The organism is Paraglaciecola aquimarina (assembly GCF_032464635.1).
Classification (GTDB): domain Bacteria; phylum Pseudomonadota; class Gammaproteobacteria; order Enterobacterales; family Alteromonadaceae; genus Paraglaciecola; species Paraglaciecola aquimarina.
This window is the reverse complement of sequence record NZ_JAWDIO010000002.1, coordinates 1,773,238-1,799,391: the sequence shown is the minus strand read 5'-3', so window position 1 is coordinate 1,799,391 and position 26,154 is coordinate 1,773,238. Positions and strand designations below refer to the sequence as shown.

Below are 26,154 nucleotides of genomic sequence, written 5' to 3'. Positions count from 1 at the left end.
CAATCAGTTTCAAACTGGTTGTAAGCATTATGGTAGGTAAAGTATCAAGAATGCATACTTTATTAGATTGAGTTTTACATTAAGTTAGTGCAGTTAGACCGTCAACTCGAGGTGATTAGACTCGATACTGGCAACTGCTTTTATTATAGGAAACAACATGGCTATTCAGGCACAAAAAGAATTTAAAAAAGTCGTACTTGCGTACTCGGGCGGCTTAGACACATCAGCAATCATTCCTTGGCTGATCGAAACCTACAATTGTGAAGTTATTGCTTTCGCTGCTGATGTAGGTCAGGGCGAAGAAGAATTAATCGGTTTACGTGAAAAAGCCCTAACCACTGGTGCTAGCGAATGTTATATCGTTGATTTAAAAGAAGAGTTTGTATCTGATTATATTTACCCAACTATTACCACTGGTGCGGTATATGAAGGCGAATACCTATTAGGTACGTCTATGGCACGTCCTATTATTGCTAAAGCCCAAGTAGAAATTGCACGTAAAGTAGGCGCCGATGCCCTATGTCATGGTTGCACCGGTAAAGGTAATGACCAAGTTCGCTTTGAAGGTACCTTCGCAGCGTTGGCCCCAGATTTAGCCGTCATTGCGCCATGGCGTGAATGGAGCATGGTATCTCGTGAAGACTTATTAGCTTATTTGTCTGAGCGCAACATTCCATGTTCTGCTTCACTGACTAAAATTTACAGTCGAGACGCTAACGCTTGGCATATTTCTCATGAAGGTGGCGAACTAGAAGATCCTTGGTGTGAACCAACTAAAGGGATCTGGACAATGACAGTTGATCCAGAAGATGCACCTAACGAACCAGTTCGAGTACAGCTTTCATTTGAAGAAGGTAAATTAACCAAAGTCAATGGAGAAGCACTAACACCATATGGCGTATTGATGAAACTTAACGAAATTGCCGCCGCACACGGTGTTGGCCGAATCGATATCGTAGAAAACCGCTTAGTAGGTATGAAATCTCGTGGTTGTTACGAAACTCAGGTGGCACTGTGATGATGAAAGCTTATAAAGCCCTAGAGTGTTTAGTGCTAGACAAAGCGTCGCTTAAGTATCGTGAGCAAATCGGTCTCGAATATTCACATGTCATGTACGACGGACGTTGGTTCACCGCGTTAAATGACGCACTTTTAGCCGGCGCAGCAAGTTTCGCACAGAAAGTAACTGGCGAAATTGTAGTTAAACTTTACAAAGGTCAAGCCACAGTTGTGCAGCGAAGCTCTCCAAATAGTCTGTATTCTGAAGACTTTGCTACATTTGGTGCAGATGACGTTTACGACCAAAGCCATGCTGAAGGCTTCATTCGTTTATACAGTTTGTCTAGCCGTATTGAAGCAATGAACAAACAAGGCTTAGCATTTAAAAATACAGGAATTGAATAATGAGTTTATGGGGCGGACGATTTCAAGATGGCAGTAGTGCCATGTTCAGACGGGTAAACGATTCATTACCCTTCGACCGTGCATTGGCTAGTCAAGACATTCGAGGCTCCATAGCGTGGTCTAAAGCTATTTGTAAAGCCGGCGTATTAACACAAGACGAGCAGCAACAACTCGAAAGTGCCTTACAAGCTTTATTGGTTAAAGCGGAAAACAATACCTTAGATTTTGATGCTAGCAGCGAAGAAGATATACACAGTTTTGTTGAAGCCACCTTAATCGAACAATTGGGTGATGTAGCCCGTAAGTTACACACTGGCCGCAGCCGCAACGATCAAGTTGCCACAGATTTTCGTTTGTGGTGCCGTGACCATGTGGACTTGTTAGTTGCTGACTTAGAAAACGTTAAGGCGTCTTTGCTTAACACGGCCAGCAACAACAAAACGGTTATTTTACCTTGGTTATACTCATTTACAACGGGCTCAACCTGTTAGATATCCACATTGGTGTTTAGCTTATGTTGAAATGTTTAAGCGAGATATTAGCCGCTTACAAGATTTAAAAGCCCGCTTGAATAAGTGTCCATTGGGCAGTGGCGCCCTTGCTGGCACCACTTATCCAATTGACCGTCAGGAAATAGCGAACGATTTAGGCTTTGATAGCCCTTGTTTGAATAGCTTGGATGCAGTGTCTGATCGTGATTTTGTACTAGAGATTTTGTTTGCCGCCAGCACTAGCATGATGCACATGTCCCGTATGGCAGAAGACTTAATATTCTTCAACTCAGGGGAAGCCGGCTTCATCACCCTAGGTGATCAAGTCACATCCGGCTCATCGTTAATGCCACAAAAGAAAAACCCAGATGCTTTAGAATTAATTCGTGGTAAATGTGGTCGAGTATTTGGTAGCTTACAAGGCATGCTGGTCACTATGAAAGGTCTTCCTTTGGCATACAACAAAGATATGCAAGAAGACAAAGAAGGTGTACTTGACGCCGTCACTCAATGGCATATTTGTTTATGTATTGCTTGTGAAGTATTGGATAGCATCGAACTTGATGCGCAGCGTTGCGCAAAAGCGGCTCGTGAAGGTTATGCCAATGCGACTGAATTAGCTGATTACTTGGTGGATAAAGGCATACCATTTAGAACAGCTCACGATATATCTGGTCAAGTAGTACTGGCTGCGTTGGAACAAAAAGTGGCGATTGAAGAGCTTGAATTAGCTGAGTTGAAAAAATACTCAGACTTAATTGAAGACGATGTATACGAAATCCTCCAGTTAGAGTATCTAGTGGATAAACGTAGCATTTTAGGCGGAACCGGTATCGCACCAGTCAATCGTGCTTTAGATGCAGAATTAGCGGCATCAAAGTCGGCTAAGTAAGGAATTATTTGTGGTCGTTTCGCACATTGACAGTGTTAAAATTATTCGCAATTCGGCACCTTACATTAATGCTCATAGGGGGAAAACCTTTGTATTAATGTTTGGTGGTGAAGCAATTGAAGAGCCTAACTTCGCTAATATCATTCATGATATTGCGTTATTAAATAGCTTAGGCGTACGTTTAGTTTTGGTACACGGTGCAAGACCACAAATAGATCAAAGAGTTGAGTTAAGAAACCTAGCGGCTCGTTTTCACCAAGATATGCGCATTACCGACAAGCAAACGTTAGAATGTGTGAAGGATGCAGCCGGTTCGGTACGTGCTCAAGTGGAAGCATTATTAACTATGGGGTTACCTAACTCCCCTATGCATGGAGCGCAAATTCGTGTGTGTTCGGGCAACTTAGTTGTTGCCATGCCTGCTGGTGTTCAAGAAGGCGTTGACTTTGAAAACACCGGTGTAGTGCGTCGCATCGACGTACATGGCATTAATGACCATTTAAACGATGGCTCAATAGTTCTGCTATCACCTATGGGTTACTCCACTACGGGTGAAGTCTTTAATCTTTCATTTACCGATGTCGCCACAAATGCGGCGATAGCCTTAAATGCGGATAAGTTGATCGCCTTTACTCATAACCACGGCATAGTCAATGAAAAGGGCAGCTTGTTACGCAATATCGAATTAGACGAATTGTATAGCATGATTGAACGACCATTCTATGCCCCGCAAAAACAGTTATTAGAATCCATTGTTTCGAGCTTAGAAGCGAATATTAGTCGTTGCCATTGTGTAAGCTACAGCCAAGATGGTGCTCTTTTGCAAGAGCTATTTACTCGGGACGGAGCAGGCTCTCTTATTTCTCAGCGCTCATATGAACAATTGCGTCCTGCCAACATTGAAGATGTTGGCGGTGTATTGAAGCTAATCAAGCCCTTAGAAGAAAAAGGAATTTTAGTTAAACGCTCCAGAGAGTATTTAGAAAAAGAAATTGAACAATTCACCCTAATAGAGCGTGATGGTATGACCATAGCTTGTGCGGCCTTGTACCCTTATCCTGATGAAGCTATGGGTGAACTCGCCTGTGTTGCTACTCATGCAGATTATCGTGGTGGTAGTCGCGGTGAAAGACTACTCGAAGCGATAAAAGTACAAGCACAAAAACTAGGCTTACAGTCTATTTTTGTGCTAACTACCGTTACCGCGCACTGGTTTTTAGAGCAAGGGTTTGCGCAAGCGAGTCTTGATGACTTACCAGCGAAGAAAAAACAACTATACAACTTTCAGCGTAATTCCAAAGTATTTATATTGCATTTATAAGTCGATAAGATGATCTTCCGTAATGGCTATATTTATACCCTGCTGTAAAGTCGTGTTTATCTAACTTAATACCCAACATATAAAATATTATGAATAAACCATTACTCGCCAATATCTTTACCTGCATTTGCATATTATTCATTGCTTCTAGCTGTGACCTATTCACCGATAAAGCAATTAAACAAGCCAATCAGTTTATCCAAGAACAAAAGATAGACAAGCAAATTGAAAATTGGAAAACCAGCTTGCCTATGCCCCCAAGCTAACGTTCAGTGCAAATAAACGCTACCTATGGTTGTTAAATACAAATAAGGGTGACATAACCATTGAGCTTATGCCAAATGTCGCGCCTATGCACGTCTCTAGCACAATATACCTAACCAATCTTGGTTTTTATAATGACCTAGTTTTTCACCGCATCATACCTGGTTTTATGGCTCAAGGGGGCGATCCAACTGGGACAGGACGTGGCAATCCGGGCTATAAATATGCAGGAGAGTTTAGTGATGAGGTTACGCATTCAGAAGGCGGTTTGTTAAGTATGGCGAATTCGGGGCCCAATACCGATGGCAGTCAGTTCTTTTTAACTTTTACTGCGACACCTTGGTTAGACGCAAAGCACAGTATTTTTGGTAAAGTAGTCGCTGGTATGGATGTGCTTAAAAGCTTAGAAACCCTTGGCTCTGCGCGAGGTAAAACCAAAGAACAAGTTAACATTATCAAAGCAGAGATCTTAGTAGAGTAAGCTACATCAGCTCTTAACTGTCAAATAGCCCATTGCTTGTATTAAGCAAACCCATCAATACTGGAATTAATCAGGAATTATAATGCTCATAAACGAACTCATTACACTGACTCGAACAGCGCCCGAATCTATTGAATTCACACAAGTAATGGAGCTAATCACAGACCATTATCACTATACGCCAACTGCATTCAGTAACGGTGATTTAGCCAGCGAAGCGGGCAGTAACGAAGGCTCTTGTAAGATATTTTACTTTGCAAAACTAAACCAGTTATCAGCAGAGCAAACCCTGAGTTTATTTGGTGCCTACTACCGTGAAGATGTACTGCAACACCCTGAAGGAACGGATCACGGTAACATTCGTAACTTCATGGTGACAGGTTGGGATGGGATTGAGTTTTTCTCAGAAGCGCTAGCGCCTAAATAACCTGGAGATAGCGTTATAGTGGCCAAGCATGCTTGGCCACGGCATATTTCAAATATACGCTAAGTCTAGTATAAGTAACCTGAATCCTGGAAAAGAAGTATCGTTTAAACTAAAACTCGCTATCATGTCTTTAACGTCAAATACTCATTCTCATTTTTGACCCTATTCTTCGACATTGATCGCTCTCGAATACCTCATTCGTCCTTTTTTAAGTCTCCGTACCGGCGCTCATACAAGGTAGAATTGACTTCTTTTACTGCTTTAACCATAGGCTTGTAGGGGACATCAGTAATACTTACCATACCTGCATTATAGTTTTCACCATCATACGCTCTACCAGAAATTGGGCCGTCCATATACTGAAAGTAGTGAGCGCCAACGAAGTACGGGTTATCAATAATTGACTCAAAAAAACGTTTCACTTTATAGCCACGATCTTCTTGATCTGCGGCAATTTTGAACGTTGGGTGCACGTGTCCCGCATCATCAGCGCCGTAACTAAACTCACCGACTAATGCAGGAGCATCGACTTCTGCCATGAAGTCCCATTCACTTGCAGCCAAACCTTCTTGATAGATATTGTAGGTAATAATGTCGCTGTTTTCAGCTGCAGCCTTCACAATCTCGATGGGCTTACCCCATTCAGGTAAGCGAGAGCCTAAGTACAAGTGGTTAGGCAATTCGGATTTAAGCGCCTTGTTGACCGTTGAAAAGTATTGCACACCGTATTCGTATAATAACTGTGAGTAATCTGCTCTTTGTTGCTCAGTGTTGAAACTGGGATCAATCCCTGCGGCAAAAGCATCCCATGAAGCGATACTTTTATTCCACGCATTGTTTAATGCATCGATAGTTTCATATTTGTCCTGCATTGAACGGGTAAATGCCGCTTTAGCGTGCACGTCTTTAGCATTCCGTTTCAAAGTATTGTAAACAATACCAAAATAACCTTCATCGGATGGACCACGGCCAAAGCTTTGCTCGTTATCCATAAATATTCCCATACACCAAGGAGTAGCATTAATCTGGCTGGCTACATGTTTTGCAGCAGCGACAGCACGTTGATGGAAGAGAGGATCATACGCATCAGGTACACCGTGCCAAAAATCAAAGCCACTACTTAAGGTTCCAAACTCTCCAATAATGTCAGCAAAAGCGACAAACGGAATCTTGTTATTTCCGTAATATGCTGATTGAGACCAATTACCCAACGAGGTATATCCCCAATCTAACATGCGACGAACAGTAACACTGCGCCAAGTATCCATATAAGACTCTGGATAGGTTTCTCCGTAACGTCTCTCTAGGTTTGCACTATAAAAACTATAGGTTTCACCTCGCTTTAGTGGACCACTTTGCGCATCTCGACGATAACCAAAATGATTGCCTAGCTTGTCATCATACTTGGGTAGCCAAGCAAATATGTCGGCACGCTTTTGGTCAGAAACAAAACGACTAGGTAGTGCCTCTGAAGGAGCTGGGTTCAATGGCTGATCATCTTCTGCAACTGTCATATCGGCCGTGCGCTTAGGAATATATTTCTGGTCAAAATCATAACCTGTCATGGTGGAAGAATTTGATAGACGAATAATTGATGTTCCTGTAGAAAAGTACAAGTAACCTTCGGGGTCAATTATGGCCCACTTCCCTTCGATTTTTTGTGTCCTAAAAAAACCTGTAGCTTCAAAACGAGGACCATCTTTCCAACCTTGGAATCTTGACCGATTCGACATTACTTCGCCTTCTAAGCTTTTTAGTTCATCAAGGGCAACTTGCTTCAGCTGTTCCTCAGACTTAATCTTTGATGGGTAATCCACTTTGGCATTTTGACCAAATTCATCGATGAAATTAGTTAAGAAATGCTCATCCATTTTAGGGTTAGGTCGTAAGCGTATATTGTCGATTATAAATTCGCGATCGCTTAACAAACCAGAAGTATGAAAAGCGATGTAAGTAATACCCTTAATATTTAAGTCCATTTTTCCCCAAAAAGAATAGACTTGTTTATCAGTAGATTCCCAGGTGGGTGGATTTGAACGAAAACCTGATTCAAAGTTAAATTCAGTTGGCGTAGCCCAGAGCAGGTCGGTATTGATCATGCCCATCCATTTTTGCGTAAACGGTCACTTTTTCGCCTACGGGTGCAACAAAACCGCGTTCATAGCTGTAGCCATCTACGTCGCCCATAATTAAGCTGATAGCAACGGATTCTGAGCCGGTATTTTTAATATCAAATGCGATATGGAAATCTTTGTACTTTCCCCATTCAAATGCAGAATTGGGGGTAATAGCAAAACGTGCGGTGTTATTCTTCTTGGTTTTATAGGCAACTTTTAGTGAATATTCACCGTCCAGCGCCTCATCATTTTTGACTAACTGTAAATGGGTATTTTGAGTGTCAAATGCGCTAGGCAATACACCATCTTCGAAAGTGTATAAAGGAATCTCTGCAGTTAATTTTTGAGGACGCTCATTAGCAAGTGTATCAGTTGATATCCCTAAAAATGAAATCGTGGACAACATAGCTAAAGAAGCGATGCCATTAGCCTTGTGGGTATTTATTTTCATTTTATTCTCTTTATAAATAATTAATTTAAATATGTTCAACCCTAAACCATCTATCGTTGAATCCATTGTCAGTCAAACCAATTAATACTTATTAACCCTGAAAAGCTAATCGAGTTAACTAAATAGATAATTGAGCAATTCACTTTATCAACAAGATAATCTAGTCATTAAGTTTGTTTAAAACTACCACCCTACTTATGATAACGTTATCACAAACGCTATTTGTTATAACAATTAACGATTAGTATTGTCAATATTTCATCTATATTGTTAACAATAAATTGTAATCTTATTACGGAGAGGTGAATTTATTTTATACAAAATAGTAATAGTAATTTATTCAGTAACGTTAACGATGAGCGTTACTAACGTTTGAAAAATGCCGGAACTAAGCAATGAAACCTATGTGCAAAAATTTATTAAAACTAATTGCGCTAACAACTACGTTAGCGTTTATAAGCTGCTCTAAAGAAGACAAGTTAAGCCAGCAGGAGAGAATGACAGATGCAGATGACAATGAGCCTGTCCTTGCTGTATTAGCAAATTTTGATGACGTCAATCTAACTTTAACAAATGAAAACGCGAATCATGAAATAGTTCGCAATCCTGACAGTAACGCCCTAGAGATTGAGTTTTTAAATAGCGCGCGCTATAGCGGCGTACACTTAGATTTTTCAACGCCTCAAGATTGGACCATATATGATGAATACCATATGGCCTTAGATGTGGAAAATACGGGAACCGAAAGCGTTCAATTATTTTTGTCTATTCACTCAGCTGATTCGGCATTGCATCGGCACGTAGTTATTCCCGTAGGCGAAAAACACACTCTGTTTGCTCCACTAGACGGTGTATTCTGGAATATAGACACAGGTATGCGTGAAAACCCTAAGCCTTGGGCAACAGATGATTTGATGTTTATTCTAATCTACGGTAACTATTTTATGTCTAACGACAGCGTTACTCGTATTTCACTCAACACACGCACAAATATGGCAAATAAGAACATTCGTTTAGATAACATTCGCCTACGCAAAAATCCGTCATACAATGAAACATTCGTTCATAAGATTGTTGATAAATTTGGGCAAAATGCCCATGTGGACTTTCCTCTCAAAGTACATTCATTAGATGAATTCAAAACTGTTTCGGATAAAGAAATAACGGCACTAAGTAAAAGTAAACCTTTTGCCGATCGTTCAAAATTTGGCGGCTGGAAGGAAGGGCCTCAATTAACGGCAACAGGCTTTTTCCGAACCGAAAAAGTAGCAGGCAAATGGTGGTTAGTCGATCCCGAAGGCCACCTATTCTTTTCAAACGGTCTGGCAAATGTGCGTATAGCGAACATGTTTACCACAACGGGGATGGACTTTAAAGATGACACGATTCGTTATCACGATCCTGAAGAGCTAACACCAGAAGATTCGATTGGCAAAGTTGACATTCCTGCAGCAGTGCAAGAAACCCGTTATTTAGCCAGTTCAACACGTCGAAGTTTGTTTGAGTGGCTACCGTCTTATGATGAACCTTTAGGTAAACACTATAGCTATCGTCGCTCATTTCACGGCGGGCCTTTGCCCCATGGCGAAACTTATAGCTTTTATAGAGCCAACCTCGAACGCAAGTATGGTAGTGACAACTTTGTTCAGCAGTGGCAAGAGAATACCTTAGCTCGTATGCTTGATTGGGGCATGACATCTATGGGCAATTGGGTAGACCCTGCATTTTACCCAAATCAACAGGTCCCGTACTTTGCCAATGGCTGGATAATTGGTGATTTTAAAGAAATCAAAACCGGAAAAGAAATCTGGCATGCGATGCCAGATGTGTATGACCCAGAATTTGAACGTCGAGCAAACCTTACCATTGAGCAAATTGCCGATGAAATTAACGGTTCACCTTGGTGTGTGGGAATTTTTGTTGATAATGAAAAAACTTGGGGCTATCGCACGGGTAGTGTAGAGCATCGATACTTTTTACCGATTGGCGCTTTAGCTATGGACTCTGCAGAGAGCCCAGCTAAAAGAGCATTTAGCCAATTCATCGTTGAAAAATACAAGACAATTAATGCCCTAAATAAAGCTTGGGATACCAACATTGTAAGTTTTGAAGCGATGCATAAAGGCGTTCAATTCTCTGCGTATAACGAAAACCTCGAAGCCGACCTTTCCGAAATGTTATCGATGTTGTCAAACCGCTATTTTAGCGTGGTTCATGCAGCCATTGAACGTGTTCTGCCTAATCATCTGTATATGGGCGTACGCATGGCAACGTGGGGAATGCCAGAAGAAACGATTGAAGCCGCAACGACTTATACCGATGTATTGAGTTTCAATGTGTACGATGAAGGCTTACAACCTTTTGACTGGGAGTTTTTACGAGCAGTGGATCTGCCAGCCATTATTGGTGAATACCATTTTGGTGCGACCAGCGATACAGGCTCATTGCACCTAGGACTACTCTACGCGTCTGATCAAAAAGATCGGGCACGTAAATTTCGGATTTATATGGACAGCGTCTCTGGACATGACAACTTTGTGGGAGCTCACTGGTTTCAATACATCGACTCTCCCGTCACAGGGCGAGCATTTGATGGTGAATCTTATAATGTTGGATTCGTTAACGTTGCAGATATTCCTTATCCTGAGATGGTCGAAATGGCCAAAGACTTTAATACGTCCCTATACCCCAAACGATTTAACCGGCCACTAACAAAACCAGTTAAGCAACAAACAAGACAAGCTACAACCGAGGCCTTACCTCAATAATAACCTTAGTAGTTTAAGCATATAGGGTGACCACTGGCACCCTACTTTTTAACAGACAATCAAATCATTACTTGCACATTGTAATGTGCGTGGAGAGACGAAAATGAATAAATTAAAATGGGGCATTGTAAGCGCAGGTAGAATTGCCAGTAAATTTTGCACCGACTTGGCATATCATGAACATTCTGAGATTCATGGGGTGGCAGCCAGAAATCTAGCCAGTGCTAAACAATTTGCTGAAAAGTTTCAAATTCAAAAAGCATATCAGGGTTACCAAGCTATGTTTGATGATCCTGAAATTGATGTGGTTTATATCGGTACCCCCACACCTGTCACTATGCAAATACACGAGATGCACTTTTAGCCGGCAAGCACGTGTTATGTGAAAAACCATTTGTGGTTTCACCCGAACAATGCCAAGAATTAATAACATTGGCCAAAGAAAAAAACGTCTTTCTAATGGAAGCTATGTGGACCTATTTCTTGCCGGCTATTAACAAAGCCAAGCAGTGGATTGCACAGGATAGACTTGGAAAAATACGCCACATTAAAATTGATTTTGGCTACCCAATGCCCTATTCACCCACCTGTAGAGAATACAATGCAGAATTGGCCGGCGGAAGTTTATTTGATATGGGTATATACCCCTTAGCATTAGTCTGGTTTTTCTTGAAAAAGACATAGAAAACCTACGTGTTTTTAATCAAAATGCCCCCAATGGGGTTGACGAAGATGTAACTGTATTTGCTGATTGTGGCGAAGCGAAAGCCACCATCGCCTGTTCTTTTCAATGTCGATTACCAAATACAGCCTATATTATTGGCGACAAAGGTTATATTCGTATTCCTCATGCATCTAGAGCAGTAACCTGTGAGCTATATCAAGGTGATGATTGCATTGACAAATATACGGATAACAGAACTGAGTATGGTTATATTTTTGAAGCAAAAGAGGTATACAAACACATTAGCAGTGGCGCAAATGAGTCGCCCGTAATGCCTCACTCAACCAGTCTCAAGTTACAATTGCAGATGGCTCAAATTAAATCTCTTTTCAGAGAAAATAACTAAAACGTATCACAAGCCCCTCATCGATTCAGCGATAGCGCCATAAGAGTTGAGGGAACCGAGCCTTCCCTAATACCCATTCCATTAAATCACTATGCACTCAGAACGTTTAGGTATCGGAATGGGTATAATTCACGGAAAGTAAAACAGTCACTAACATTATGACAAAGGTTACTTAGCCCATTGTGTCCTTTGCTGCTGAGGAATGAAACTGCATTGCAGATTGCCGCTCAATTAGCTCAAAATCTAAGATATTGCGGTACTGATTCGCTCCTTCATTTTTAGATTATCGGCTCCTTTCGCTAGTAATTTAACCGCAAGTTCAGCCATTTGTGCAATAGGTTGTTTAATCGTCGTTAAATTAGGCGACAAGGTAACAGCTAGTTGAGCATCATCTACACCAGCCACGGAGAGTTGCTCTGGTATCGCAATTCCCAAGTTATTCGCGACCAATATCACGGCAGCCGCCATTTCATCGTTAGAAGCAAAAATAGCGCTTGGCCTATTGGCTAGATTCAACAATTTTTTTGCCGCCTCAACCCCAGAATCGAAGGTATAGGTGCCTTCAACAATAAATTCTTCAGGTGCGCTTAAGTGATTGGTGTGCAGAGCATCGACAAATCCTTGGCACCTCAAATGACTAGTGCCTTGCTTGGTATTGCCCATAATATGTGCGACTTTCTTATGACCTAAATTAATAAGATGCTCGGTCATTTTATAACCCACCATATAGTCATCTATGCAAATATATGGGGACAAATCAAAATGACTATCAGGTGTAATACGCACAAAGGGGGTTTGGTGCTTCTTTAAAACGTCTATTATTTGTTGGTTGTCGCTTACAGGTGGGAGCAAAATTAGACCGTCTATTCGGGTAATTTCAATTAAGTCAACGACTGAAGAAAGTGACTTTTCAATATCCCCATCAATTTCATTTGGTATAAGATGAAACCCCTGATCTCGACTACTTTTTAAAGCATTTAATAGAAATTTACTGACATAAGAAATATCAAGATCTTGGTACAATAAACCTAGCATGTAAGATTTATTCCCACCTAAACGCCGTGCTGCTAGATCAGGCTTATAATCGAGTTTTTCGACTGCAGTTAACACTGCTTTGCGCTTTTCTTCACTGACTTTCACGGTACCATTTAGCACACGTGATACAGTCATATTAGATACACCAGCGAGCTCCGCCACATCTTTAATGCCTGCGCGTTTGGATTGCTTCATAGAATGAGTAAATAGAGTGAAGGTGCTGCAAATATTGGCGCTAATACTAAAATAATTTTCTTTTTACCTCAAGTTTATAGGGCCATTGCCCTACCTATTGTTCTTTTTACCCCTTAGCAAAATCATAGTGATTTTAGCTAAATAAAGAAATAGTAATGTATTCCTAACACTTTACCGATAGCGAAAAAGCCATAGCTCACTTAATACCATACGGTAATAACAAAACAATACACGGTTACAATGCCAATCCACTTTGAACGGTAGGCTAGCACTATGTTCTGTCCATTTGTCAATGCAATCTAATGGCAGGGCGAGGTGTTAATCTTCCCAAGCTGACAGACCAATTATTTCACCATTGGGTCCTACAAAAAACGTATATAAATCCCGTGCATAATGCTCGTTCTCTAGTTCATAGCCATGTTCTTTCAATTTATCACCAATTGTCGCAATATCATTCACTTTTAGCATAAAGTGATTGTGGTTAGTATTGCCAACAGGAGCTAGATTGTGAGCATGTTGAGGTGGCGTAACCGTTAGTGTCATCATATAGTCGTTCGCTTTCATCTTAAGCACTAACATCCCTGCTAAATTCCCCTTAAGCACTTCTGCGTCTACCAATTCAAAACCTAAAATTTCACGATACAATTTCATCGTTTTTTCCAGCTCGAGCACATGCACATTGTTGTACCTTAAACCGGTAACCTTTGCTTGTAATTTACCATGACTACTCTCGTCAGCCCTGTCCGCCACTGTATTGGCACTGCAAGCGCTGCTGACAAAAATAGCGACCACCAGCAAGCAAAATAACCACATGCCACCCGAGTTAAGTTTGTGCTGCTTAACGAAATATTTATCACTCGCTCTCATAATGTAACCCCGTAAAATATGTTGCGTTGTCGTAAACTGGATATCTATGATAACGATATCATAGCTAAAGGTGCTATTACAAGGCATACAATGTCTAACCTGATTTCTACATAAAAAACCCCAACGAAAATAAAATTAAACTATAATTCAATGAGTTACATAAAGTTTAGCGAAGAAGAAGTCGATGGTGATATTTTATCTCATTATGAATACTGACATAGCTGGGCTCTAGGGCACCTAGTCGCCAGAATGAAGTTACGTTGATTTGCGCTTAAGTAGCAGCCCAATTAGAAAAAATGCAGCGAGTACCACTAAGGCTCTAAGCCAATGAAATCCATCATGGCTACCTGCAACATCAATTGTCATAGTAACCGATTTAGACAAGACCCTTTGAGCATTTCGCCTATATAGTTGATACTCATAACGCTCACCTAATTCGGTGTATATATCTTCAAAAGGCGATCGAGCTGTCCAATAGTGGCGGCCATCACTTCGTACTATTTCGATATCGTAACCCAGATTTGCCGGTATTTTGTCCCAAGATATGCTTACCAAGCCTTTTGGATTCAAACCTATGACTAGATTTTGTAAAGCTTGAGGGGCTTGGTTATCACTGACCTCACCCCTCAAGGTTGGCCTGTCAAAAGGGAATGTTTCATTTTTTACCCTCGCATCTGTTAATGACAAACTCAAGAATGCAATCAAGGCTTTACGTTGGTATTCAGTAAATTGGAAACGGTACTTTTCGCCGTTAGGCATTTTGGTGGCCATATCTTCAAAAGGTACATTGGCGTATACATCTATCACCTGCTCTAACGACGTAAACTGCCCAGTATGCATATAAGTTAGTTTAAGCCCCGTATTGCGTAGGCTAGGAACTTTCATCGCCCCATGATCTTCTTTGCGCTGGCTGACCTGTCGACGGCCAGCATCGGTATTAATTCCTTGTAGACCAATGTTGTAAAATTTGTTGTCGGTGAATAGAGGGGGTTTATGGCACTGTTCACAACCGCTTTGTTGGAAAAATTCCCAGCCTAGATTTTCTAAATAAGGCAGTTTTTGTTGATTGGCCATGGCCAGATCCCATGGTGTTTGATCGGCGACTAGACTGCGCTCGTATGTGGCAATGGCAAATACAATACGTTTAAGGCTGATGGTTTCATCACCAAAAGCATTAGCAAATAGCCTGTGGGTAATCTGTTTCATCCGTTAGCACAGCTTGAATATCTGCAGGCAGGTTGCTAGCCAATGCTAAGGGTTGAGCTTGGGTGAGTTTAGCAATAACCTCCTCAGGCGTTTGTCCATCTTTGGCCATCTCGACGTTGCTCATCAATGGGCCAAGGGCTTGGTTTTCTAGCGCTCCCCCCGTAAGAATAGCAATCTGTTTAGTTTGGGGGTCGATAAATTCTGAACTCGCCCTACCATCCCAAAAATTACTCAAAGCCCAAATACCAGAAAAGTACCCTTGTGCTGTGCGCGTTGTAACCTGCGGATTATTTTTGAAAATATCATGGCTTTGCATTTGACCAAATTGGTTTCGAAATACAACGCCTTGACTACCTAGAATGTCATCATCAGTATTGAGTATGTTGTCAAACCCTGGCTCTAGGCCAATTCTGCTATCGGCACCACTACGACTAGGGAGGTGGCAACTTCCACAAGCAATAGAGTTGTCGGTAGAAAGTTGTTCATCCCAAAAGAGGATTTTTCCCAACACACGTTTAGCTTCAGAATGCCTATTTTCGTTAGGATAAGGTACTGGAGGTAGTGACATACTATCTGCCATGTTTGGTATAGCGAATAAAGGCATACTAATGAATATGCTGAAAACAATTAATAACCTTTGTTGAAGGTGCTTGAACACAACTAATGCCATCTAAGTTTCATTGATCCGGCTCAGACTAGAATAAGGAGAATAAAGTGAAAACCCTGTTTTGCATTCTCGGCTTATTAATGCCATCTAGTTATGGGTTTTCTGATAAACAAACCGCCTAGCAACAAAATCAACAAACTAGCTGCTGAGCCACCGCCCGCAGCCCCGGAATTTGGCGGATTAGGTGTAGGTTGGCTCGGTACATTAGGGGGAGCAGTTTTATCGTTTATAGTAATGGTATGCGTATCATTCCCCCCTACAATTGCATTAGTAGGTATACCCATAGTAATAATGATACTTTCTACTTCACTAACAACATCGTCAGGTTTTAGCCAAATACTAATACTGGCTTCAGTACCACTGTTGATCACGAACTCACCATTTACGGCATCATGATCTTCGCTGCTGGCCGTCCCCGATATGACATACGGAATGGTCACCGGATAACTCGCTGCTAAGTCAGTTAACGTAACAGTGACAATTGCGGTAGTACCTTCGTCAGCGGTTTGATTTTGCTTAAACTCGGCCCTAGGTTCAGCCTCAATTGGCAAGCGACAGTCTTCACCCGGCAGCCCATAACAGCCCATACCAGATGGTCCTAATTTTGGCTCCCAACTGATACCTGCGGTCCAGTTTGCGTCGTCACCATTTAGTTCATAAGCCCCAGCGTCAGGTTTACCATCCAGTACATCCACAGTAATATCATCGATAACACGCCCTGCATCCACCGGAGTAGTATTAGGTTTTAATCTAAAATCACCATTTTCACTATCCAAAAACGGGCCAGCAGTGGCACTCACAACTACGTTATTTTGTTTGTCAGATTGGGGCTCCCATGCACTATTGTCTGCAATATTGTTCCATATATTAACATCTGAAAATTCCGTACCGTCCTTATGCCAAGCGCCCATTACGCCGCTCGAGTTAAGCATAGTGTTGTTATAAATATTGATGTCTCTACCATTCCAGTTAATTTGAATACTGCTCCACTCTGTATTCCAAATTACATTGTGGTGTACTGTAAATCCTGAAGCATCATTGTCTAAATAAATACCAGTGGCTTTTTTCTTAGTCCCGCTAGAATAAGCATCATGCAACCAGTTATGGTGAATTTCAGTGTTACTAGGCCCACCGACTGTATAAAATAATCCACAATCATCAGCAATAAGGTTACTGTATGAAATGTCATTGTATGCGTACTCAGCATTGTCATTAAACCCTTGGATAGCGTCTCGGCCACCGCGAGTAATAGTGTTGTTCAAAACCTTGGTATGGTTACCACCACGGGCATTAATAATGGCATCGTAATTACCTAAATAATTAAAATCATGAATGTACGAGTTTAATATTTGAGTACTTTCACCAGAGTCATAAATCCCTGTTCCCGAACCAAAGCCAATCTCACTATTCTCTATCACATTACCAACAGTATTAAATTGGTTCCAGTCACTTCGAATGTTGACACTTTGGTTATTAGAGGCAAAACCTGAAACAACACCCAGTGTGTAATTACCATACAAACTAGTGACCCCGTAAATTAGGTTATGTGACGCGCCAGAGGTAATTTCAATCGAGCCACCGAACACCGCTAAGTTTTTAATGTGGATATAACTTTTTGCAGCTAAATCAATGGTTTTAGTACGCTTACGCATTTTAACTAACCCATCAGCAGGAACTTGTCCATCGGGTAGCTGCACATAGAGTTTCTTAGTACTAGGGTCAAAATACCATTCATTTTGATAATCGAGAACGTCTTTAATACCTTGTAAGAAAAAGTCACCTTTATCACCTGGTGCATGAAAAGTACGGATCCAGCTAGGACTTTTGTCTAACTCAAATGTTACTTGGGTATCCGTGCTAGCCGTAATAAACGCCCGCCATGTAGTCCAGCCAGAGCCCGGCTTATCACCATAAAAATAGATTGAGCCACCATTTGACCAATCGCCTGCTGGGATACCTGGGGCATAATCTAAATATGCATCATTGGCTACTGAACTATCACTACCGCCTGTATTTCTTAGAGCGTTGGGGCTAAAAGGGTCGCCGTCAATGTTGTCGGGCCAACGTGCTAAGTCCATAACAGTATCACCCTGCATAACAAAATTTTGCTGCTCGAGATCCCAATCGACTTGAGTGACGTAAACATTATTCACATCATGTTGCCAATTACTTAATGCTTGCATGGCGCTAATGACGACTTTTTCATTGTTGTAAGACTGGAATATAATCGGCTCATTCTCTCGACCTGAATTTGTGGGTGCTAAAACTTCTTCATATTCACCTTCTCTGATATAAACAACATCTCCTGCTTGAGCTTGTTCAGCGGCTTTAGAAAGCGTTAAATAAGGACTGGAAAAGCTACCATCAGCACTGTTATCTCCTGTTTTTGCTACATATATATCCCTAGCGCTAGTGCTGCTTGCAGACATAAAAAATATCAATAAAACACAAATACTTTGAAAATAGCTTTGCATGACGATTCCTCACCATTCTTTTAGCAACCTAAACAAAACACTAACATTATTTACATACAAAAACACACTTTTACCAACAATTAATATCAATTTTATCCTAAATTGACATGCATTTTATTTTTAGCTATACCTTAACGCTGACTAATATGAGTATATTTGTATGTTGAAATTGATATCACTGAAATGCTCATTATTTATGATGTTTTGTTTTCCGCTGCACACTTTATCAAGCGAAAATAAACCACTACAAATAACTGTCGCAATTCCAGAATATGTTCTCACGGACTTTGCCAAATGGACAAAGAATCAATCCTGCTGGTTAGTAGATGACTTTGAAGTCAAACAGGGAAATAGAGCTGCATTAGAACTAATCATGCTATGCAAAGCTTTACACTTAGGTGGGTTAAGTTTCGAATTTACTATATTAAAAACAGTTGGCTACAATCAAAGCACATTGCTGGTACAACAAAAAAAGCTTACCTTCAAGGAGAAAGTGTATGGAAAGACCAAGCTAATGAAGCACTCTTTTACTTATCTCCCGCCATATTAAGAAAAGGCGAATTTAGTAAAGGTATATATACTTTACGGGATCATCCAATGCTGACTTCAGTAAAAAGTGAGCTTGATCTTGCCCAGTACAGAGGGATTACTGTGCCAACTTGGGATCAAGATTGGTATATTATTCGCCATCTCACTAAGAATTTAGTCACCGCTAAGTCTCAGTTTGAAATACACGATAAAATTAATAAGGGACAGGCTGATTTTACTTTAAGTGAATTTAATGGTGAGTTAAGTCATATTTTTGGCAAAGTACACTTATCTCCCATCCCTAATATTAAAGTCCTCATTAAGCAGACCAGACATTTCGTCGTAAGAAAAGATATGCCTTATAGCCTAGACATATTCGAGGCATTGACGTTAGGCTTAGCGAAAATGCGCCGTGCAAAAATGATAGTCAATATGTATCAAAAGGGCGGAATAATAAACCCTATTACAAAGCACTGGAGAGCAATTAACAATTAAAAAAAAGCCGCTAAATTAGCGGCTTTAAAGCATGAGGACAATTTATATCTTACTTCACGCCTGCAATGGCTTGTTTCGCAAGCTCAGTAATTTGCTCCCAATCACCATTCTTCATAGCTTCTTCAGGCGCTAACCAAGAACCGCCTGCACAACGAACATTAGGTAATGCTAAATAATCGTTATAATTACTAGGGCTAATGCCGCCAGTTGGGCAAAAAGTAATATGTGGGAAAGGTCCACCTATGGCTTTAAGTGCTTTAACACCGCCTGACGCTTCTGCAGGGAAAAACTTAAGGTGTGTATAACCGTGATCGGCAGCGGTCATAAGTTCAGAGATAGATGAAATACCAGGAATAAGTGCAATATTTCCCTCATTGCCAGCTTTCAACAAATCAGATGTTAAACCTGGGCTGATAGCAAATTTAGCGCCCGCATCAATAACTTGCTGCAGTTGCGCTCTATTAGTCACTGTACCAGCACCGATAATCGCTTCAGGTACTTCATCAGCAATTTTTTTAATCACATCTAAAGCAGCGTCAGTTCTTAACGTCACCTCTAACACTTTAATTCCACCAGCAATTAAAGCCTTAGCTAGTGGCACCGCATATGCAACATCTTTTATTACCAATACAGGAACAACTGGTCCTGCACTGAATATTTCTTCTGACGTCATTTTCCAATTTTTTGACATGGTTCTTAACCTTTACAATTTTGATTTAAATAGGCCATTGCGCCGATCAAGCCATGATCGGGCTCAGTAATGATAAAAGTCGGAATTCCAGCTACATAGTCACGAAAGCGACCTTTAGCTTCAAAACGATTTCTAAAATCACTTTCTCGAATAAAATCGGTGAAACGGGGGGCAATGCCACCACCAATATACACGCCACCACGCGTCCCCAAATTAAGGGCAAGATTTCCAGCAAAGCTACCCAAAACTTTGCTGAATTGGGCTAAAGTAGCGACACATAAGTCACAATTTCCATTTAGCGCCGATTCGGTAATATCAGCCGCTTCTGTTAGTGAAGCATCTTCACCTCTTTGCTCAGCTATTGCTTGATATATATGTACTAAACCTCGACCTGACAATACTTCCTCAGCGGAGGCATGGCCAAATTTTTTGGTTAAGAACTGCAGAATAGCAAGATCAACCTCATCCACAGCAGCAAAATCCACATGGCCGCCTTCGCCATCCAACGCCAACCAACCATCATTACTAGGGGTCAAATGTTTAACCCCTAATCCAGTACCAGGTCCAAACACAGCGATATTCTCACCTTCGATTGGTTGCCCTGGGCCAATTTGTACCTTTTGTTCATCAGTTAATACTGTGACAGCATAAGCGACAGCTGTGAAATCATTGATCACACCTAACCAATTCAATCCTAAATCGGTCTGTAATTGGTTAATAGAGAACTGCCAACTATTATTCGTCATACTGATAGTGTCGCTAGTCACTGGACAAGCTACACCTAGACAACCAGCAGTAAAGTGTACCTCTGGAAATTCAGCAAAATACTCTTTTATCACTAAATCTATGGTGGCATAATCACTACATAAATATTTCTTGATATGACTTAACTTACCATCATCTATTTGCGCTAAACGAATATTCGTTCCGCCTACATCTGCAACAAAATTAACTGACATGCATCTATTCCTGTCCGAAAAATAATGAACAAGCGCCTTCTTCGGCGCCGGTTAACGTTGAGCGCAAGCCTGCAAACATTTCACGACCCATGCCAATTTGATGAGAGTGGAGATCAAGCACTTTACTCTCTCGCTGAGCCAACTCAGCCTCATCAACTAGCACATCCATTGCGCCTGTTTCAGTATTCAACTCAATTAGGTCACCTGTTTGCAGCTTCGCTAACAAACCGCCTTTTATCGCTTCTGGGGTAACATGAATGGCAGCAGGCACTTTTCCTGAAGCGCCCGACATACGGCCATCGGTAACCAGTGCGACTTTAAATCCACGGTCTTGCAACACCGCTAGAGGCGGCGTTAAGCTATGTAATTCAGGCATACCAACTGCAGCTGGGCCTTGGAATCTAACCACAACGATACAATCTTTGTCTAATTCACCGGCTTTAAAAGCAGCGTGTAACTCAAATTGGTCTTCAAAAACAACGGCTGGCGCTTTAATTTGGCAATGAGGTGTTTTCAAAGCCGAAACCTTCATGACCGCTCGGCCTATATTTCCTGACAAGACTGAAAGGCCACCGTCAACTTTAAACGGCTCTTTAACACTAGCAACAACTTGTTTATCGAAACTTTCTGTTGGTCCATCGCGCCAAACTAACTCACCATTTTCTAGGATAGGTTCTTTTGTATATTGATCTAAACCTTCACCACAGATGGTTAACACATCATTGTGTAATAAACCGCCATCTAACAACTCTTTGAACAATAACGCCATACCGCCTGCGGCAGTAAAGTGGTTAATATCCGCAGAACCATTTGGATAGATACGTGTTAACAAAGGTACAGCGCTTGAGATATCTGCAAAGTCATCCCAATTAATAATAAAACCAGCCGCTTTAGCCACCGCGACTAAATGCATTGTATGATTGGTTGACCCACCTGTTGCCAATAAAGCTACTAAGCCATTTACCACAGACTTAGCATCTACTATATGCCCGATTGGACGATAGTCAGTACCTAAATCGGTAATACGAGTAATCTGTCGACCCGCGGCATCCGTTAACGCATCACGCAGCGGAGTGCCTGGATTAACAAAGGAAGATCCAGGTAGGTGTAATCCCATAGTCTCAACCACTAATTGGTTACTATTAGCCGTACCATAAAAAGTACAGGTTCCAGCAGAATGGTAAGATTTGGATTCAGCATCTAATAATTCAGCACGCCCCACTTTTCCTTCGGCATATAATTGACGAACTCGCGCTTTCTCTTTATTTGGAATACCTGATGGCATCGGGCCGGCAGGAACAAATATTGTGGGTAAATGACCAAAGCTCAACGCACCCATTAATAGACCTGGCACGATTTTGTCGCAAATACCTAACATCACGGAGCCATCAAACATGTTGTGAGACAATCCCACAGCAGTCGACATAGCGATGACGTCACGACTCATCAAACTCAAATCCATACTCAGGTGTGCCTTGCGTCACACCATCACACATTGCCGGCACGCCACCAGCAAATTGAGCTACGCTGCCCACTTCATGGATAATTTTTTTTAGTTTAGCCGGATATTCATCATAAGGCTGATGAGCAGACAACATATCATTGTATGAAGACACTATGGCGATATTCGCCTTAGTCATACTGGTTAAATCCGCTTTTTCTTCGCCACTACAAGCCGCGAAGCCGTGCGCTAAATTACCGCACGATAAAACGCCTCTGTGAGGCCCCTTTAATCGCGCCGCTTCAATTTTTTCTAAGTACGCTTTACGAGTATGTTGGCTACGCTCAATAATTCGTTCTGTCACTTCTTGTATAAGTGTATTCACTATTTTCCCCTAACGACTTATGTTAATTAAGGCGCCCACATTAATTTAACTTCAGCATTATTTATTACTGCTCGGATTGGCATGGCCTGTTCATCACTACCCGATAAAACGGTATCAAGAACTGTTTTCTTGCCCTCACCTGTTAAGTGTAAAAAGATCTGCTTACTATTTAGAATCGCCGGTAAGGTCAAGGACATACGTTGATTTGGTGCTGTAGTGGGCTTAACCGCGATATAGGCGTTACCAGACTCCATATCTAAACCGTCAGAGATTTGCTCTGAACATGGGAACAACGATGCCGTGTGGCCATCTTCACCCATACCCAAAATCACCACATCAAAAGGTGTATGGATATTTTGAAGATTAGCAGTGCATTCTTGTACTGCATCTTCTGCGTTAGCATGTTGGGTTTTCAAGGGAATAAAATTAGCGCTTGCAGCATTGTTGATTAACAATTTTGCGCGTAACATTTTTTCGTTTGATGCATCATCAGAATTATCAACCCAACGTTCATCAGCTAAGCTTATATCCACCTTATCCCATTCAACATTAGCGTTAGATAAAGCGGTAAATAATGCAGCTGGTGTGCGGCCACCAGAAACGACTAAACTAGCTCGGCCATTTTCTTCAATCCCAGCTCTTAACAACCTACAAATGTTTGCGGCGAAAGATCTATTCAATTGTTCTGTTGTCGTAAATAACTGTTTCATTAATGCCATTATTTTTTCCCTACACGACTTTCAAACCAAGCTCGATCTTCACGAGCCAACAATGCAATTGAAGAAACTGGTCCCCAAGTCCCTGCTTGATATGGTTCTGGGGCTTCATTGCTCTGTTCCCACGCAGCCAAAATACCATCGACCCATGTCCACGCAGCTTCAACTTCATCCCGACGAACGAATAATGACTGGTTACCCATCATGACTTCAAGCAATAGCTTTTCATAGGCATCAGCAATTCGTTCATCTTTAAAGGTTTCAGAGAAACTCAGGTTTAATTTAGATTTTTGTAAATCCATATGCCCTGTACCGGTCAAGCTAGGTACTTTATTCATTACGGTAACTTCTACCCCTTCATCGGGCTGTAGACGTATGGTCAACTTATTCGGTGGTAACTGAGTAAAGCTGTCTTTAAACAAGTTATGAGGCTGACGTTTGAAGAAAATGTTCACCTCACTTGTTTTATTCGGTAGACGTTTACCTGTACGCAAATAGAAAGGTACACCTGCCCATCGCCAGTTATCCAACTCAACTTTTAAAGCAATAAAAGTTTCAGTTGTACTTTCTTGATTGGCATCAGGTTCGTCTAAATAACCAGGGACTTCTTCGCCCTTAATGAAACCTTCAACGTATTGTCCACGAACGGTGTTTTGACGAACGTTAGAGGCGTCAATTGGGCGCAATGCCTTAAGCACTTTAAGCTTTTCATTACGAATATTGGTTGCATCTAATGTCGCCGGTGGCTCCATCGCAATAAGTGTCAATATTTGCAATAGGTGATTTTGCACCATGTCACGCATTTGCCCGGCTTCATCGAAATACCCCCAACGGCCTTCAATACCGACTGATTCTGCGACACTTATTTGCACATGATCAATACAGTTATGATCCCAGTTAGTGGCAAAGATTGAGTTAGCAAAACGCAATGCAATCAAGTTTAATACGGTTTCTTTACCCAAATAGTGGTCGATACGATAGATTTGTCTTTCTTCAAAAAACTCAGCCACTTGGTCGTTGATGACTTTAGAAGACTCTAAGTCATGCCCAATTGGTTTTTCTAGCACTACTCGCATACTTTTATCGATTATTTTCGCTGATTTTAATCCGCGACAAATATCACCAAAAATAGATGGAGGCGTTGCAAAATAACAAACCATAGTGCGTTTAGCGTCAACACGGGTTTTGAAGGTTTTATAACTGTCGACATTTTTCATGTCGACACAGGCATAGTCTAACTTTGCGGAAAAACGAGTCCATGTTTCTGAACACAAATCTTCTTTACTGAACTTTTCAATATTTTCTTTTACTAAAGCTACATATTCTTCTTGGCTGATATCCTGACGAGCCACACCAATAATTCTGGTATCCGCATGAATTAAATCAGCTTTTTCTAGCTGATAAAGCGAAGGTAAGAGTTTACGTCTTGCTAGGTCACCTTTAGTGCCAAACAATACAAAATCGCACGGTTCGAATGAATGTTCCAAAACCATTTTATTGTTACCTATATAGTTAAAAATTAGTGGTCTGCTTAACTGCTAAAAACAGCTTAATTAAAGCAGAATTATGATGCGAAATTTAACACAAAATGTAGTAAAATTACAACTTCACTACTTGTTTCACCTCTATCCTTTCAATTAATGGTTATTATTTGCCCTACATGAAAAGATTTTTGTTAAAAAATTACAATTCTAGTAATCTTTCAGTCAATATTGAAAGTAACATCATGTCTATTAGTGGCCCATTATAATGAAGTTTTTGCCGTACGTATGAATATTCTAGAAAAAATTATGCAACACGACTCAGCATTCAGTAAATCTGAACGTAAAGTCGCAGAAGTCATCTTGAACAATCCGCAATCAGCTATCCATAGCAGTATTGCGACATTGGCTAAATTGTCTGGCGTAAGCGAACCCACTGTTAATCGGTTTTGTCGTCGTATAGACACCAAAGGTTATCCCGATTTCAAGCTACATTTAGCGCAATGTCTTGCCAATGGCACGCCATACGTTAATCGACATGTAGATGAAAATGATGGCACCGAGGAATATACCAAGAAAATTTTCGAATCAACCATGGCTTCTTTAGAAGTTGCGCGGCAATCAGTTGATATTAATGCCATTAATCGTGCCGTCGATTTACTCACTCAAGCTCATAAAATTTCATTTTTCGGTTTAGGTGCATCAGCTTCAGTAGCTCACGATGCATTGAATAAATTTTTTAGATTTAACGTACCCGTGGTTTATTTCGAAGACGTACTAATGCAACGTATGAGCTGCATGAACTGCGCTGAAGGTGACGTCGTTGTATTAATTTCACATACCGGCCGCACAAAAAGCCTGGTGGAAATTGCACAAATTGCTCGACGCAACGACGCAACGGTAGTAGGTATCACCTCCAAATATAGTCCGCTAGCTGAAGAGTGTAATTTAGTTTTGTCCTTGGAAGTACCAGAAGACACCGATATGTACATGCCAATGGCATCTAGAATTGCTCAATTGACCTTAATCGATATATTGGCTACTGGGTTTACTTTACGCCGAGGCAACAAATTTAGAGAGAATTTAAAACGGGTAAAAGATACCTTAAGGGGCTCTAGATTTGAAAAACGAGATAGTGATATGAATAAAAACTAATAAAAAATACGATTTAGCTCTTTTTTTATTATAAAGATTTCACATTGAAGCCATTTTGCACTACCATTTTGTAACAAAATTACAGGCTTGTTTTTATTGGTTTAGCATAATCGGATAAAGCAAGTAGGTTAGTCACCTTAGTAGACTACATTCAATTTTTATTGATATAGATT

General features: G+C 41.0%; 18 protein-coding genes and 4 pseudogenes. 10 read left to right on the top strand and 12 right to left on the bottom strand.

The annotated features are described in order from the left end of the window. Positions 1 to 157: 157 nt before the first annotated feature. The 5 genes and pseudogenes from RS130_RS09140 (at position 158) to RS130_RS09120 (ending at position 5,280) form a co-directional block, all read left to right on the top strand. Positions 158 to 1,404 (top strand): annotated as a pseudogene (locus RS130_RS09140) (argininosuccinate synthase). Then, positions 1,404 to 2,787: pseudogene (gene argH / locus RS130_RS09135) on the top strand (argininosuccinate lyase). The pseudogenes RS130_RS09140 and argH overlap by 1 nt, the downstream one beginning before the upstream one ends. A gap of 10 nt (positions 2,788 to 2,797) precedes the next feature. After that, positions 2,798 to 4,108: an amino-acid N-acetyltransferase gene (gene argA, locus RS130_RS09130; RefSeq protein WP_316025703.1), complete on the top strand. Its 1,311-nt coding sequence runs from the start codon at positions 2,798 to 2,800 to the stop codon at positions 4,106 to 4,108. A gap of 232 nt (positions 4,109 to 4,340) precedes the next feature. Continuing rightward, positions 4,341 to 4,853, top strand: coding sequence for a peptidylprolyl isomerase (locus tag RS130_RS09125; RefSeq protein WP_316025702.1), 513 nt, complete (start codon positions 4,341 to 4,343; stop codon positions 4,851 to 4,853). Positions 4,854 to 4,935: 82 nt separating this feature from the next. Next, on the top strand, positions 4,936 to 5,280 hold the full coding sequence (locus tag RS130_RS09120; RefSeq protein ID WP_316025701.1) for a HopJ type III effector protein: 345 nt from the start codon (positions 4,936 to 4,938) through the stop codon (positions 5,278 to 5,280). 194 nt (positions 5,281 to 5,474) lie between these two features. Here the strand turns inward: RS130_RS09120 and RS130_RS09115 are convergent, their stop codons facing one another. Both RS130_RS09115 and RS130_RS09110 read right to left on the bottom strand, forming a co-directional pair. After that, entirely contained in the window at positions 5,475 to 7,379 is a 1,905-nt protein-coding gene (locus RS130_RS09115; RefSeq protein WP_316025700.1) for a beta-galactosidase, read from the bottom strand. After that, entirely contained in the window at positions 7,342 to 7,848 is a 507-nt protein-coding gene (locus RS130_RS09110) for a hypothetical protein (protein WP_316025699.1), read from the bottom strand. Before RS130_RS09110 ends, RS130_RS09115 begins: the two co-directional genes overlap by 38 nt. A 395-nt stretch (positions 7,849 to 8,243) precedes the next feature. On the opposite strand from RS130_RS09110, the gene RS130_RS09105 reads away from it, so the two are divergent. The 3 genes and pseudogenes from RS130_RS09105 to RS130_RS09095 all read left to right on the top strand — a co-directional run bounded on the left by RS130_RS09105 (position 8,244) and on the right by RS130_RS09095 (position 11,300). Further along, positions 8,244 to 10,616 carry an agarase gene (locus RS130_RS09105; protein WP_316025698.1) on the top strand — a complete coding sequence of 791 codons (2,373 nt, stop codon included), beginning with the start codon at positions 8,244 to 8,246 and terminating at the stop codon, positions 10,614 to 10,616. 103 nt (positions 10,617 to 10,719) lie between these two features. Then, a pseudogene (locus RS130_RS09100) lies at positions 10,720 to 11,021 on the top strand (Gfo/Idh/MocA family protein); the annotation flags it as partial. Positions 11,022 to 11,075: 54 nt separating this feature from the next. After that, positions 11,076 to 11,300: a Gfo/Idh/MocA family protein gene (locus RS130_RS09095; protein ID WP_428982852.1), complete on the top strand. Its 225-nt coding sequence runs from the start codon at positions 11,076 to 11,078 to the stop codon at positions 11,298 to 11,300. Between the two features lie 629 nt (positions 11,301 to 11,929). On the opposite strand, the gene RS130_RS09090 is transcribed toward RS130_RS09095, so the two are convergent. From RS130_RS09090 to RS130_RS09070, 5 genes are all read right to left on the bottom strand, one after another. Then, a complete protein-coding gene (locus RS130_RS09090; RefSeq protein WP_316025695.1) occupies positions 11,930 to 12,916 on the bottom strand; it encodes a LacI family DNA-binding transcriptional regulator in 987 nt (328 codons plus the stop codon). A gap of 318 nt (positions 12,917 to 13,234) precedes the next feature. Continuing rightward, positions 13,235 to 13,870, bottom strand: coding sequence for a VOC family protein (locus tag RS130_RS09085; RefSeq protein ID WP_316025694.1), 636 nt, complete (start codon positions 13,868 to 13,870; stop codon positions 13,235 to 13,237). Between the two features lie 168 nt (positions 13,871 to 14,038). Continuing rightward, complete coding sequence (locus RS130_RS09080) at positions 14,039 to 14,989, bottom strand: cytochrome-c peroxidase (protein ID WP_316025693.1); 951 nt, start codon at positions 14,987 to 14,989, stop codon at positions 14,039 to 14,041. After that, a complete protein-coding gene (locus tag RS130_RS09075; protein WP_316025692.1) occupies positions 14,958 to 15,557 on the bottom strand; it encodes a cytochrome c peroxidase in 600 nt (199 codons plus the stop codon). Before RS130_RS09075 ends, RS130_RS09080 begins: the two co-directional genes overlap by 32 nt. 176 nt (positions 15,558 to 15,733) lie before the next feature. After that, positions 15,734 to 18,130: a right-handed parallel beta-helix repeat-containing protein gene (locus RS130_RS09070; RefSeq protein WP_316025691.1), complete on the bottom strand. Its 2,397-nt coding sequence runs from the start codon at positions 18,128 to 18,130 to the stop codon at positions 15,734 to 15,736. Positions 18,131 to 18,508: 378 nt separating this feature from the next. On the opposite strand from RS130_RS09070, the gene RS130_RS09065 reads away from it, so the two are divergent. Then, a complete protein-coding gene (locus RS130_RS09065; protein WP_316025690.1) occupies positions 18,509 to 19,153 on the top strand; it encodes a hypothetical protein in 645 nt (214 codons plus the stop codon). Between the two features lie 49 nt (positions 19,154 to 19,202). Here RS130_RS09065 and RS130_RS09060 read toward each other — a convergent pair whose 3' ends face one another. The 5 genes and pseudogenes from RS130_RS09060 to zwf all read right to left on the bottom strand — a co-directional run bounded on the left by RS130_RS09060 (position 19,203) and on the right by zwf (position 24,838). After that, positions 19,203 to 19,844 (bottom strand): bifunctional 4-hydroxy-2-oxoglutarate aldolase/2-dehydro-3-deoxy-phosphogluconate aldolase, encoded by a 642-nt coding sequence (locus RS130_RS09060; protein WP_316025689.1) that lies wholly within the window; start codon positions 19,842 to 19,844, stop codon positions 19,203 to 19,205. A gap of 5 nt (positions 19,845 to 19,849) precedes the next feature. Then, a complete protein-coding gene (locus RS130_RS09055; RefSeq protein ID WP_316025688.1) occupies positions 19,850 to 20,803 on the bottom strand; it encodes a glucokinase in 954 nt (317 codons plus the stop codon). A 4-nt stretch (positions 20,804 to 20,807) separates the two neighbouring features. Next, positions 20,808 to 22,629, bottom strand: a pseudogene (edd, locus tag RS130_RS09050) (phosphogluconate dehydratase). Positions 22,630 to 22,655: 26 nt separating this feature from the next. Then, positions 22,656 to 23,348: a 6-phosphogluconolactonase gene (pgl, locus tag RS130_RS09045; RefSeq protein WP_316025687.1), complete on the bottom strand. Its 693-nt coding sequence runs from the start codon at positions 23,346 to 23,348 to the stop codon at positions 22,656 to 22,658. Then, a complete protein-coding gene (zwf, locus tag RS130_RS09040; RefSeq protein ID WP_316025686.1) occupies positions 23,348 to 24,838 on the bottom strand; it encodes a glucose-6-phosphate dehydrogenase in 1,491 nt (496 codons plus the stop codon). The genes pgl and zwf overlap by 1 nt, the downstream gene beginning before the upstream one ends. A gap of 276 nt (positions 24,839 to 25,114) precedes the next feature. Here zwf and RS130_RS09035 point away from each other — a divergent pair, with 276 nt between their 5' ends. Further along, positions 25,115 to 25,981: a MurR/RpiR family transcriptional regulator gene (locus tag RS130_RS09035; RefSeq protein WP_316028014.1), complete on the top strand. Its 867-nt coding sequence runs from the start codon at positions 25,115 to 25,117 to the stop codon at positions 25,979 to 25,981. The last annotated feature ends 173 nt before the right edge of the window (positions 25,982 to 26,154 follow it).

Coding starts and splice junctions, on each gene's coding strand:
- RS130_RS09055 (WP_316025688.1), bottom strand. CDS start 20,803: ATGTCAGTTAATTTTGTTGCAGATGTAGGCGGAACGAATATTCGTTTA.
- RS130_RS09090 (WP_316025695.1), bottom strand. CDS start 12,916: ATGAAGCAATCCAAACGCGCAGGCATTAAAGATGTGGCGGAGCTCGCT.
- zwf (WP_316025686.1), bottom strand. CDS start 24,838: ATGGTTTTGGAACATTCATTCGAACCGTGCGATTTTGTATTGTTTGGC.
- RS130_RS09070 (WP_316025691.1), bottom strand. CDS start 18,130: ATGCAAAGCTATTTTCAAAGTATTTGTGTTTTATTGATATTTTTTATG.
- RS130_RS09080 (WP_316025693.1), bottom strand. CDS start 14,989: ATGAAACAGATTACCCACAGGCTATTTGCTAATGCTTTTGGTGATGAA.
- RS130_RS09060 (WP_316025689.1), bottom strand. CDS start 19,844: ATGTCAAAAAATTGGAAAATGACGTCAGAAGAAATATTCAGTGCAGGA.
- RS130_RS09085 (WP_316025694.1), bottom strand. CDS start 13,870: ATGCCTTGTAATAGCACCTTTAGCTATGATATCGTTATCATAGATATC.
- RS130_RS09105 (WP_316025698.1), top strand. CDS start 8,244: ATGAAACCTATGTGCAAAAATTTATTAAAACTAATTGCGCTAACAACT.
- RS130_RS09095 (WP_428982852.1), top strand. CDS start 11,076: ATGGAAGCTATGTGGACCTATTTCTTGCCGGCTATTAACAAAGCCAAG.
- pgl (WP_316025687.1), bottom strand. CDS start 23,348: ATGGCATTAATGAAACAGTTATTTACGACAACAGAACAATTGAATAGA.
- RS130_RS09035 (WP_316028014.1), top strand. CDS start 25,115: ATGAATATTCTAGAAAAAATTATGCAACACGACTCAGCATTCAGTAAA.
- RS130_RS09115 (WP_316025700.1), bottom strand. CDS start 7,379: ATGATCAATACCGACCTGCTCTGGGCTACGCCAACTGAATTTAACTTT.
- RS130_RS09110 (WP_316025699.1), bottom strand. CDS start 7,848: ATGAAAATAAATACCCACAAGGCTAATGGCATCGCTTCTTTAGCTATG.
- RS130_RS09075 (WP_316025692.1), bottom strand. CDS start 15,557: ATGTCACTACCTCCAGTACCTTATCCTAACGAAAATAGGCATTCTGAA.
- RS130_RS09065 (WP_316025690.1), top strand. CDS start 18,509: ATGCAAAGCTTTACACTTAGGTGGGTTAAGTTTCGAATTTACTATATT.
- RS130_RS09120 (WP_316025701.1), top strand. CDS start 4,936: ATGCTCATAAACGAACTCATTACACTGACTCGAACAGCGCCCGAATCT.